Here is an 11,034-nt window from a genome sequence, read left to right as displayed (position 1 = left end):
GTCCGGGTGTGCGGCGCGGGCCCCAGCCGCACGACGTGCGGTCCGACCGTGACCGGGTGCGCGAAGTCGTAGGTGGTGCGGTGCTCCAAGGCGACCTTGATCGACATGGGTCCACCCTGCCCGTCCTCGGTGTCGGGGCGGTAACGCGGGGTGGCGCCGTCCCCGCGCCCCCACGGCGATAGTCCCGGGCGAAATGGCCCCTGAGACGGCTCTTGTGGGGCCAGAACGCCCGGGACTATCGTCAACGAGACCGCAAACGACCATTTGCAAACAACCCTTTGCGGTCTAGGGTGAGGCGCATGGACGGACCCACGATCACGCCGACGCCCCACCAGCTGCGGGCGCTCGCCCACCCGGTGCGGCTGCGGATGCTCGGGATGCTGCGGCTCGACGGACCGGCGACGGCGACCTCGCTGGCGACCCGGCTCGGGCTCAACTCGGGCGCCACGTCCTACCACCTGCGGACGCTCGCCCAGCACGGGTTCGTGCTCGACGACGCCGAGCGCGGCAACGGGCGCGAGCGGTGGTGGAAGGCCGCGCACACCTCCACCTACACCCAGACCGCCGAGTCGGGCACCGAGGCCGCCGACAGCGAGGACGCGTTCCTGCAGTCGGCGGCGGTCGTCTACACCGAGTGGCTGCAGCGGGCGATGGAGGAGCGGCCGCTGCTCCCCCAGCCCTGGCGCGACGCCTCGACGTTCAGCGACTGGGTCCAGCTCGTGACCCCCACCAAGGCCAAGGCCGTCATGGACGCCGTCTCCGAGATCCTCGAGGCCGTCGACGACCAGCCCGACGAGGCCGACGCGCGCCACGTGGTGTTCCAGTTCTCGGCCTACGTGCGCCCGGGCCAGGACCACTGATGCGCCGCCCACTCTACGGCTGGCTGACCGCCGAGGCCATCTCGCTCACCGGCACCCGGATCTCGATGATCGCGCTGCCCCTCTTCGCCCTCGAGCAGACCGGCAGCGCCACCCGCACCGGCCTCGTGGCGCTCTTCGAGATGCTGCCGCTGGTCCTCTTCAAGGTGCTGGGCGGGCCGGTCATCGACCGGGTCGGCGCGCGCCGCGTCGCGATCACCTGTGACGTCGGCTCCCTGTTCGTGGTCGCGTCGATCCCGCTGCTCCACGACGCCGGCGTGCTGCCCTTCGGCGCCTTCCTCGCCCTCGTCGCCTGCGCGGGGGCCCTCCGCGGCCCCGGCGACGGGGCCAAGCACGCCCTGGTCCCGGCGTTGGTCGAGTCGGCCGGCGTCCCCATGGAGCGCGCCACCGGTCTCGCCTCCACCGTCGAGCGCACCGCCTCGATGCTCGGCGCCGGCCTGGCCGGGCTCCTCGTGGCCACCCTCGGCGCCCAGAACGCGCTCGCGCTCGACGCCGCCAGCTTCGGGCTGTCGGCCGCGGTGCTGGCCTGGGCGACGGTCGGGCTCGGCGTGCCGGAGCCCGAGGCGGGCGACCCTGCGCCGTACGCCGAGCAGCTGCGGGAGGGCTGGGCGTTCCTGCGCCACGACCCGCTCCTGCTGGGCATCGCGGCCATGGTCGCCGTGACCAACCTGCTCGACCTGGCCTGGGCCGCGGTCCTGATGCCCGTCTGGGCGCTGGAGTCCGGTGAGGGCGCGGCGACACTGGGGCTGCTGTTCGCCGTCTTCAGCGGGGCGTCCGCCGTGGGCGCGATCTGCGCGGCGGCGTGGGCGGCGCGGCTGCCGCGCTTCAAGACCTACCTGTTCGCGTTCCTGCTCTGCGGGCTGCCGCGCTTCGCGGTCTTCGCGCTCGACGTGCCGCTGGCCGGCATCATCGCGGTCTTCGTCGTCGGCGGCTTCTCCTCGGGCTTCATCAACCCGGTGCTGGGCGCCGTGATCTTCGAGCGCATCCCGGCCCGGCTCGTCGGTCGGGTCTCCTCGCTGACCACGGCGATGTGCTTCGCGCTGATGCCGCTGGGCGGCCTGCTGGGCGGGCTGCTCGTCGACGGGGGCGGCCTGGCCTTCGCCATGGGCGCCGTCGGCGTCGCCTACTTCGCCGCGACCATGCTCCCGGCCGTCGACCCGCGGTGGCGGGCCATGGACGACCGGCCGGCCACGGCCGAGCCGGAGCCCGCCGTCAGCTGAGCTCGTCGAGCACCTTGCGCAGCCGGCGCTCGCGCGTCTCGTCGGTCTTGGCGCTCGCGACCGCGAGGGCGTGCGCCTTCTGCCTGCTGGGCGACAGCGCCGCCCAGGCCTGCGCCGCGGCGGGGTCGGCCGCCAGCGCCGCCGCGAGCGGCTCGGGGACCTCCACGGTGCGCGGCGCGTCGTCGACCTCGAGCGTCACCTCGACCTCGTCGCCGGCCCCGCGACCGGTGGCCGCCCGGGTCTCGGCGTTGAACGAGACGAGGAACCGCCCGCCCATGCTCGCCACCGACGAGCGGTAGGTGTGGCCCCCGTCGACCGTCACGACCACCGGCACCCGCTTGCCGCGCCCGAAGGACGCCACGACCTCGTCGGGCACCACGATGCCGACGTTGTTGCCGCCGGTCGCCTCGAGCGTCGTGGTGAAGGTCGTCATGCCCGGAACGCCTTCGCCACCTCGAGCAGGCGGTCGTTGCCCTCGTTCTCGCCGATGGAGACGCGGGCGCCCTCGCCGGCGAACGGACGTACGACGATCCCCGCCTCGTCGGCCGCCATCGCGAAGTCGCCCGTGCGCTCGCCCAGCGCGAACCACACGAAGTTGCCCTGCGGCTCCGGCACGTCCCAGCCCAGCTCGAGAAGCGCCCCCCAGACCCGGGCCCGCTCGACGGCCAGCGCCTCGACGCGCTCGAGCAGCTCGGCCTCGGCCTCGAGCGAGGCGATGGCCGCCGCCTGCGCCACGGCAGAGACGCCGAACGGCAGCGACACCGCGCGCAGCGCGGCCGCGACCGGACCCTGCGCGACGGCGTACCCGACCCGGAAGCCGGCCAGCCCGTAGGCCTTGGAGAAGGTGCGGAACAGCACCACGTTGGGGTGCGCGCGGTAGGTCGCGAGGCCGTCGACGGCGTCGTCCATCCGCACGAACTCGAGGTAGGCCTCGTCGACGACCGCCACCACGTGGGGCGGCACCTGCGCGAGGAACGCGTCGAGCTCGCTCTGCGTCACCGCCGGGCCGGTCGGGTTGTTGGGCGTGCAGACCATGACGATCCGGGTGCGGTCGGTGATCGCGGCGAGCATCGCCGGCAGGTCGTGGCGCCCGTCGGGCAGCACCGGCACCTGCACCGACGTCGCCCCGGCGGTCGTCACCGCGATCGGGTAGGCCTCGAAGGACCGCCACGGATAGACGACCTCGTCGCCGGTGTCGCAGTAGGCGCTGACCAGCTGGTAGATCAGGCCCACGCTGCCGGTCGCCAGCGCCAGGTCGGCGACCGGCACGTCGAGCCGGGCCGCGAGCGCGTCGTAGAGCGCCGTGCTGCCCATGTCGGGGTAGCGGTTCATCGTCGCGACGGCCCGCGTCGCGGCCTCGACCACGCCGGGCAGCGGCGGGTAGGGGTTCTCGTTGCTCGAGAGCTTGTAGGCCGTCATCCCCGGTCGCACCGTCGGCGGCTTGCCCGGCACGTAGGTCGGGATCTGCAGGACGTTGGGGCGCGGCTGAGGGTGGGCCATGCCGCTCAGGCTATCGACGCCGGCTCCGCCACGGCCGCAGCGCCACCGCCAGCACGACCCCGACCAGCACGCCGAGCACGGCGCCGGTGACGTTGTCGATGATGTCGGTGACGTCGCAGGCGCGGTCGATACGGGCGAGCTCGAGCTGGGTCCACTCGATGCCGACGGAGTACGCCGCCAGGAGGGCCAGTCCGATCGGCACCAGGACGACGGCGGACCGGGGCCACCGGGCGGCGGCGACCACCAGCAGCGCGCCGGACGGCACGAAGACGGCGACGTTGAGCAGCCGCTGGCCGCCGGAGAAGATCCAGAACCCGTCGGGGGCCGGCCCGCCGATGTCCCACGAGCAGGTCCCGAGCCGGTCCTCGGCGAACACCACGCCGGGCGCGCCGTCGGCGGGCAGCAGGGTGATCAGCCCGATCACGACGACCGACCAGAGCAGGGCGGCGACCGCGAACGCGGTCACCACGCCGAGGCGGCGCCGGAGCCCGGCCGCGAGCAGGCCGCAGACGACGCCCGAGAGCGCGACGCCCACGAGCATGACGCCCACACCACCGACCGGGAACACCGTGAGGAGGCTACCGAGGCGACCCGTGGGGACGCGTCAGGGGACGCGTCAGGGGACGAGCCCCGCGACGAGGTGGGCCAGCATCGGGTGCAGCAGCTGGGCCTCGGGGTCGTCCACGACCCGGTGGAACCCGGCCTGCTCGATCATGATGTAGCCGTGCAGGGCGGTCCACACCTGGCCGGCCACCGCCGCGGGGTCGTCGCGGCGCAGGGCGCCGGCGTCCATCGCCCGCGCGACGCCGGCCACGAGCTGGCCGAACGCCGCCAGCCCGACGTGCCGCTCCTCCTCGCTCAGCCGGTAGCCGCCGAGCGAGGCCGAGCCGAACATGACGGCGTACAGCTGGGGGTGCGCGAGCGCGTGCTGGCGGCACGCCGCCGCCATGGCCGTCAGGTCGTGCAGGGTGTCGTCGGTCTGCGGGACCTCGTCGACGCGCGCGTAGAGCTGCGCGAACCCGTCGCCCACGACCTCGCGCACCAGCGCCGCCATCGAGCCGAAGTGGGTGTAGACCGCCATCGTCGAGGCCCCGACCTCGCGGGTCAGCCGGCGCACGGTCAGGGCCGCCGGCCCCTCCTCGGCGAGCACCTCGGCCGCGGCGTCGAGCAGGCGGCGGCGCACGTCGTCGGTCACCCTTGCCATCCTTCCATAACGCCGTTATCGTCGCCGATAACGTTGTTATCGACGCCTGAGGACACTCCGAGGAGACGTGATGAACCGCTACCTGGAGGACGGCTTCGCCCCCGTCCACGACGAGCTGACCGCGTTCGACCTCGACGTCACCGGCACGCTCCCCGACCACCTCGACGGGCGCTACCTGCGGATCGGGCCCAACCCGGCGACCGACCCCGGCGACGACTACCACTGGTTCCTCGGCGAGGGGATGGTCCACGGCGTACGCCTCGAGGACGGCGTCGCGCGGTGGTACCGCAACCGCTGGGTCCGCCCGGCCGAGGGCGACTTCGCCCCCAACACCAACGTCATCGGCCACGCCGGCCGCACGCTCGCTCTGGTGGAGGCCGGCGCGCCGCCCTACGAGCTGGGCGACGAGCTCGACACCGTCGGCCGGTCCTGCTTCGCCGGCGACCTGCGCGCCGGCTACACCGCCCACCCGCACGAGGACCCGGTGTCCGGAGAGCTGCACGCGGTCTCCTACTCGTGGACCCGCGGCAACCGCGTCGACTACTCCGTCATCGGCACCGACGGGCAGCTGCGCCGCCAGGTCGAGGTCGAGGTGCACGGCAGCCCGATGATGCACGACTGTGCGATCACCGAGAACTACGTCGTCGTCTACGACCTCCCGGTCACCTTCGACATCGACATGGTCGCCGGCAAGATGCCGCGCCCGCTGCGGCTGCCCGCGCGGCTCGCGCTCAACCGGGTCGTCGGCCGCAACCCCGTGCCCGACCGCGTGGTCGACGCGATGGCGCGCGGCAACGGCGTGCCCTCGCAGCTGCCGTACTCCTGGGACGACGACTACCCTGCGCGCATCGGCCTGCTGCCGCGCGACAGCGTCGACGGCCGCGACGTGCGGTGGTTCGACATCGACCCCTGCTACGTCTTCCACACCCTCAACGCGTTCGAGGTGCCCGAGACCGGCGAGGTCGTCATCGACGCGGTGCGCCACGACCGGATGTTCGCCACCGTCTTCACCGGCCCCGACGAGGGCCCGACGTCGCTGGTCCGCTTCACCCTCGACCTCGGCTCGGGCAAGGCGCGCGAGCACCGCTACGACGAGCACTCCCAGGAGTTCCCGCGCCACGACGAGCGGCTCACCGGCCGTCGGCACCGCTACGGCTACTCCGTCGGCTTCGACGACGGCGGCCTGGGCGACACGGTCCTGCGCCACGACACCGTCGCCGGCACGACCGCCGTACGCCGCCTGGGCGCGGGGCTCGAGGCCGGCGAGCTCGTCTTCGTCCCGTCCTCGCCCGACGCGGCCGAGGACGACGGCGTGCTGATGGGCTACGTCACCGACCGCCCCACCGGCCGCAGCACCCTGCGCGTCCTCGACGCCGCCACCCTCGACGACGTCGCCACCGTGCACCTGCCCGGGCGGGTCCCGGCCGGGTTCCACGGCAACTGGGTGCCGACGGCCTGAGATTTTTCGGGTGCGGCCGGGGGTGGCGGATTCCCCGGCCGGCCGGGCGGATTCCCCGGCCGGCCGGGGATTCCGACCGTTGTCAGGGGTTGCAACCCCTGACAAGGGTCGAAGTCCCCGGCTGTCAGGGAGAACTGCTGCCCGGCCCCTGTCGCCATGAGCCCTCCTCAGGCCGGCGGCAGCACGACCTCGCCACCGGGTACGCCGGGCAGGTCGCGACCGACGGTGAGGTCGACCGGGTTGGTCAGGCAGCGGATGGACCCGCCGCCCTTGTGGAACTCGGCCACGTCGACGACCACGACCTCGAAGCCCCACTCCTCGAGCTGGGCGCGCACCCGGTCGGGGCAGGCCGGCATCACGACGGTGTTGCCGACGACCACCGAGTTGGCGCAGAACGTCGTCAGCGCCTCCTCCTCGGTGAGGACCAGCGGCTCGGGCACCAGCTCGAGCAGCGCGGCGGCCGAGGCCTCGTCGAGCGCGGACGGGCAGACCATCGCGCGGCGGTCGTCGAGCGGGCAGAAGGCGAGGTCGAGGTGGTACATGCCGGGGTGGGTGATCCGGACACCGCGCACGCGGACGCCGAGGTCGGAGGCCAGGTGCTTGAGCGCGAGCTCCTCGGTTCGCGGGCCGTAGCCGACGACCAGGGCGTCGCCCCAGGCGAACGCGTCGCCGGCCTCGAGGTGGGCGCCGACGCCGTCGCGCCCGACGTAGGACGTCGCCCAGCCGCGCTCGGCGAACCACGGCTGCGCCGAGCGGGTCTCCATGCGGCGCTCGGCGTAGCGCATGTGGGACATGACCACGCGCGGCGTGCCGTGCTCGGGGACGATCCCGAGGCCGAGGTTCATCGCATAGACCATGTCGGGGGCGTCGGAGCGCTGCGGCATCACGTCGACGGTGGCGCCCAGACGACGCAGGGTCTCGACCATCTCGTGCCACTGGCGCCACGCGGTCGGGCCGTCGGGCTGGACCGCGGGATCCATGAACGGGTTGATGACGTAGTCGACGCGGAAGTGCGTCGGCTCCACGGCGACGTAGTGGCGACCCCAGCCCAGCTCGGTCAACGGAACCCCTCTCGACACACAACGTGTTGATTGTCAGACAATCTGACAGGACCCATCGTGACGCACCACGGGCGCCAGATCAAGCGGAACCGCTCAAACCGGCCCCGGTGTCGGCATGATGAGCCCATGACGCAGTCCGGGAGCGCGCTCACCGAGCCTGAGGGCCCGTTCGCGACGTTGCACGTCGAGCACACCTCCACCGTCGAGCGGGCCGCCGAGGAGCTGCGCCGGGCGATCTTCGAGGGCGAGATCGAGAGTGGTACGGCGCTGCGCGAGGTCGCGCTCGCCGACTCCCTCGGCGTCTCCCGGCCCACCATCCGCGAGGCGCTCGGCGTCCTGGTCGCCGAGGGCCTGGCCACCCGCGAGCCCCACCGCGGCGTCCACGTCTCGACCCCCGAGGCGGGCTCGGTGCGCGACGTCTGCGCCGCGCGCTGGGTCCTCGAGGGCGCCGGCGTGAGCCGCTGGCGCGAGGCCGACGAGACCCAGCGCGACCACGTCCGCACCGCGCTGCGCGTCTACACCGACGCCGTCCGCGCCGAGGGCACCTACCAGGAGCTCAACACCCTCCACCTCGCCTTCCACGTCTCGCTCGTCGGCCTGACCGGCAGCCCCCGGCTCGTCGCCATGGCCGAGAACCTCGTCGTCGAGCTCAAGCTCGCCCTCGCCCAGGTCGAGCGGATCGCCCGCAACGCCCACGACGAGGCCGACACCCACGTCGCCCTCGTCCAGCTCCTCGAGGACGACGACGTCGACGCCGCCATGACCTTCCTCTCGGGCCACCTCGCCGACGCCGAGACCGAGATCATCACCGCGCTGCGGCTGTAGGGGTTCGGCGGGCGACGGCGGCAGGAATACCCGGTGCACCGGGTGTTCCTGCACTTCGGGGCCGATGCAACCCCCGTTAACTGCAGGGATACCCGGCCCACCGGGTATTCCTGCCGCACCCCCCGTCGTACGCCGCCTGCGACACTGACGCCATGCGCATCATCCTCAGGCTCCTCACCACCGCGCTCGGCCTGGGCGCGGCAGCGTGGCTCCTCGACGGGATCGCGTTCCCGGGTGGCCCCCGCCAGGGCTGGGCCGAGATCGAGCACGACCTCGTCCCGCTGGTCCTGGTCTCCGCGATCCTCGGGCTCATCACCTCGCTGGTGAAGCCGATCCTGACGATCCTGTCGATCCCACTGATCATCGTCACGCTCGGGCTGTTCCTGCTCGTCATCAACGCCGCGATGCTCATGCTCACCGGGGCGCTGGCCGACGCGCTCGACATCCGCTTCCGCGTCGACGGGTTCTGGACCGCGGTCGGCGGCTCGATCATCATCACGATCGTCACCTGGATCGTCGACGGCTTCGTCGGCGAGCCCGAGCGGGACTGATGCTGCCGGCGCCCCGCGAGCCGGGCCACTACCGGGTCGGCCTGGTCTGCCTCGGCAACATCTGCCGCTCGCCGATGGCCGACGTGGTGCTGCGCGCCAAGGTCGCCGCGGCCGGGCTCGATGGCCGGGTCGAGGTCGACAGCTGTGGCACCGGCGGCTGGCACGTCGGCCACCCGATGGACGCCCGCGCGGCCGCCACCCTGGGCACCGGCGGCTACGACGGCAGCGCCCACCGTGCCCAGCAGTTCGCCACGTCCTGGCTCGACGACCACGACGTGCTGCTGGCCATGGACGCCGCCAACCTCGCCGACATCGGCGGCCGGTCCGAGCGGGTGCTGCTGCTGCGCGACCTCGATCCCGAGGGCCCCGGCGACGTGCCGGACCCCTATTACGGCGGCGACGGCGGGTTCCTGGAGGTGCTCGCGATGGTCGAGCGCTGCAGCGACGCCCTGGTCGTTGAGCTCACCCCCCTGGTCGCGTGACCCCGATGACCCCGATGACCCCGATGACCCCGGTGACCCGATGACCCGGCAGCCCGTGATCGCCCGTCGGGCCGAGCAGCTCCTCGGCTCGGCCGTCGTGGCGACCGCGCCGGTCGCCGGCGGCGACGTCTCGATCGCCACCAAGCTGCGCCTCAGCAACGGCACCACCGCGCTGATGAAGACGATGGCGCAGCCCCCGCCGGGGTACTTCGAGCAGGAGGCGTGGGGGTTGCGCTGGCTCGCCGAGGCCGCGGCCGACGGCGGCGTCCACGTGCCCGAGGTGCTCGCCGTCGACGCCGACTGCCTGGTCGTCGCGTGGGTCGAGCCGGGTCGTACGACGGGCGACGAGGCGGCCGCTCTGGGCCGGAGCCTCGCGGCGACGCACGCGGCCGGCGCGGCGTCGTACGGCGCCGAGCGCGACGGCTTCATCGGCCGGCTCCCGCTGCCCAACCGGCCGACCGCGACCTGGGCCGAGTTCCACGCGACCCGGCGGCTGCTGCCCTTCACCCGGCTGGCCTCCGACCGCGGCGCGATAGAGCCGGACGACGCCGCCGCCATCGAGGCCGTCGCCGCGCGGGTCGGCGAGCTCGCCCCCGAGGAGCCCCCCGCCCGCCTGCACGGCGACCTCTGGAACGGCAACGTCCTGTGGGGCGCCGACGGCCGCGCCGCCGTCATCGACCCCGCCGCGCACGGCGGCCACCGCGAGGTCGACCTCGCCATGCTCGCCCTCTTCGGGCTGCCCCACCTGCCGCGCGTCCTCGACGCCTACGCCGAGGTCACGCCGCTCGCCGACGGGTGGGAGGACCGGATCGGGCTGTTCCAGCTCTTCCCGCTGCTCGTCCACGCCTGCCTCTTCGGTGGCGGCTACGGCGCGCGGGCGGCCGAGGTGGCGCGCCGCTACTCCTGAGGACCGCTCTCAGTCCAGGTTCAGGGCCCCGTGCCACAGTGACCCTCGTGTCCGCTGCACCCAAGCCCCGCGTGCTCGTCGTCGACGACGACAAGGCGGTCCGCGAGTCGCTGCGTCGCTCCCTCGAGTTCAACGGCTACGACGTCCACCTGGCCGGTGACGGGGCCGAGGCCCTCGCCGGCATCGGCGGCGTCGCGCCCGACGTCGTCGTGATGGACGTGATGATGCCGCGCCTCGACGGCCTCGAGACGACGCGCGCGCTGCGGACCGCGGGCAACGACGTACCGATCATCGTGCTCACCGCCCGCGACGCCGTCGGCGACCGCGTCGACGGCCTCGACGCCGGGGCCGACGACTACCTCACCAAGCCCTTCGCGCTGCCCGAGCTGCTCGCCCGGCTGCGGGCGCTGCTGCGCCGCGCGGTCCCCACCGAGGACGACGGCGAGGAGACGCTGTCGTTCTCCGACCTGACCATGAACGTGACCACCCGCGAGGTGCTGCGCGGCACCCGCGCGATCGACCTGACGCGCACCGAGTTCACGCTGCTCGAGCTGTTCCTGCGCCGCCCGCGCCGGGTGCTCGACCGGTCGTTCATCCTCGAGGAGGTCTGGGGCTACGACTTCCCCACGACCGCCAACTCCCTCGAGGTCTACGTCGGCTACCTGCGACGCAAGACCGAGGCCGAGGCCGAGCCACGTCTGCTGCACACGGTGCGGGGCGTCGGCTACGTGCTCAAGGAGTCATGAGCGCGCCGGTCCCGCCGCCCTACGCGCCGCCGGCGGCCCCACCCCCGCCCCCCGCAGCCCCGGCAGCGGCCGCGACGGCGCCGCCGGTCGAGCCCGGCGACCGCCGCTGGCGCTACCGCCGGTCGCTGGCCAGCCGGGTCACCCTGCTCACGACGATGGCGGTCGGGCTGACCGTCGCGGCGATGGCGGCGGGCGTCTACG

The 11,034-nt window shown here is 73.6% G+C and carries 14 protein-coding genes; 9 read left to right on the top strand and 5 right to left on the bottom strand.

Features of this window, described 5'->3' with window-relative positions:
• Positions 1-299: 299 nt before the first annotated feature.
• Both Q7T52_RS10275 and Q7T52_RS10270 read left to right on the top strand, forming a co-directional pair.
• Positions 300-860: a transcriptional regulator gene (locus Q7T52_RS10275; RefSeq protein ID WP_304802080.1), complete on the top strand. Its 561-nt coding sequence runs from the start codon at positions 300-302 to the stop codon at positions 858-860.
• Positions 860-2,098, top strand: a complete 1,239-nt coding sequence (locus Q7T52_RS10270; RefSeq protein ID WP_304802078.1) for an MFS transporter — start codon at positions 860-862, stop codon at positions 2,096-2,098. The genes Q7T52_RS10275 and Q7T52_RS10270 overlap by 1 nt, the downstream gene beginning before the upstream one ends.
• Here Q7T52_RS10270 and Q7T52_RS10265 read toward each other — a convergent pair.
• The 4 genes from Q7T52_RS10265 to Q7T52_RS10250 are packed head-to-tail and all read right to left on the bottom strand — an operon-like array spanning position 2,091 to position 4,793.
• Positions 2,091-2,531 (bottom strand): YdeI/OmpD-associated family protein, encoded by a 441-nt coding sequence (locus Q7T52_RS10265; RefSeq protein ID WP_304802076.1) that lies wholly within the window; start codon positions 2,529-2,531, stop codon positions 2,091-2,093. The two genes, Q7T52_RS10270 and Q7T52_RS10265, sit on opposite strands and share 8 nt — an antisense overlap.
• The gene (hisC, locus tag Q7T52_RS10260) at positions 2,528-3,598 is read right to left on the bottom strand and encodes a histidinol-phosphate transaminase (RefSeq protein ID WP_304802074.1); all 1,071 of its coding nucleotides are present in this window, start codon (positions 3,596-3,598) and stop codon (positions 2,528-2,530) included. The genes Q7T52_RS10265 and hisC overlap by 4 nt, the downstream gene beginning before the upstream one ends.
• Positions 3,599-3,608: 10 nt before the next feature.
• Positions 3,609-4,166 carry a VanZ family protein gene (locus Q7T52_RS10255; protein ID WP_304802072.1) on the bottom strand — a complete coding sequence of 186 codons (558 nt, stop codon included), beginning with the start codon at positions 4,164-4,166 and terminating at the stop codon, positions 3,609-3,611.
• A 48-nt stretch (positions 4,167-4,214) separates the two neighbouring features.
• Entirely contained in the window at positions 4,215-4,793 is a 579-nt protein-coding gene (locus Q7T52_RS10250; RefSeq protein ID WP_304802070.1) for a TetR/AcrR family transcriptional regulator, read from the bottom strand.
• A gap of 79 nt (positions 4,794-4,872) precedes the next feature.
• On the opposite strand from Q7T52_RS10250, the gene Q7T52_RS10245 reads away from it, so the two are divergent.
• Positions 4,873-6,261: a carotenoid oxygenase family protein gene (locus tag Q7T52_RS10245; RefSeq protein ID WP_304802068.1), complete on the top strand. Its 1,389-nt coding sequence runs from the start codon at positions 4,873-4,875 to the stop codon at positions 6,259-6,261.
• A gap of 167 nt (positions 6,262-6,428) precedes the next feature.
• Here Q7T52_RS10245 and Q7T52_RS10240 read toward each other — a convergent pair whose 3' ends face one another.
• A complete protein-coding gene (locus Q7T52_RS10240; protein WP_304802066.1) occupies positions 6,429-7,322 on the bottom strand; it encodes a dimethylarginine dimethylaminohydrolase family protein in 894 nt (297 codons plus the stop codon).
• Between the two features lie 126 nt (positions 7,323-7,448).
• Between Q7T52_RS10240 and Q7T52_RS10235 the strand changes: the two genes are divergently transcribed.
• From Q7T52_RS10235 to Q7T52_RS10210, 6 genes are all read left to right on the top strand, one after another.
• Positions 7,449-8,147, top strand: coding sequence for a GntR family transcriptional regulator (locus Q7T52_RS10235; protein ID WP_304802064.1), 699 nt, complete (start codon positions 7,449-7,451; stop codon positions 8,145-8,147).
• A 152-nt stretch (positions 8,148-8,299) separates the two neighbouring features.
• Entirely contained in the window at positions 8,300-8,698 is a 399-nt protein-coding gene (locus Q7T52_RS10230) for a phage holin family protein (RefSeq protein ID WP_304802063.1), read from the top strand.
• Complete coding sequence (locus tag Q7T52_RS10225) at positions 8,698-9,180, top strand: low molecular weight protein-tyrosine-phosphatase (protein WP_304802061.1); 483 nt, start codon at positions 8,698-8,700, stop codon at positions 9,178-9,180. The genes Q7T52_RS10230 and Q7T52_RS10225 overlap by 1 nt, the downstream gene beginning before the upstream one ends.
• A 40-nt stretch (positions 9,181-9,220) precedes the next feature.
• The gene (locus Q7T52_RS10220) at positions 9,221-10,087 is read left to right on the top strand and encodes a fructosamine kinase family protein (RefSeq protein ID WP_304802059.1); all 867 of its coding nucleotides are present in this window, start codon (positions 9,221-9,223) and stop codon (positions 10,085-10,087) included.
• A gap of 47 nt (positions 10,088-10,134) precedes the next feature.
• A complete protein-coding gene (locus tag Q7T52_RS10215; RefSeq protein ID WP_304802057.1) occupies positions 10,135-10,833 on the top strand; it encodes a response regulator transcription factor in 699 nt (232 codons plus the stop codon).
• On the top strand, positions 10,830-11,034 hold a 205-nt coding region (locus Q7T52_RS10210), incomplete at its 3' end, for a hypothetical protein (protein ID WP_304802056.1). The genes Q7T52_RS10215 and Q7T52_RS10210, both read left to right, overlap by 4 nt.

Source organism: Nocardioides sp. (assembly GCF_030655615.1).
Taxonomy (GTDB): Bacteria; Actinomycetota; Actinomycetes; order Propionibacteriales; family Nocardioidaceae; genus Nocardioides.
Note: the sequence above shows the minus strand (reverse complement) of the source record. Positions and strands in the feature narration are given on the sequence as shown.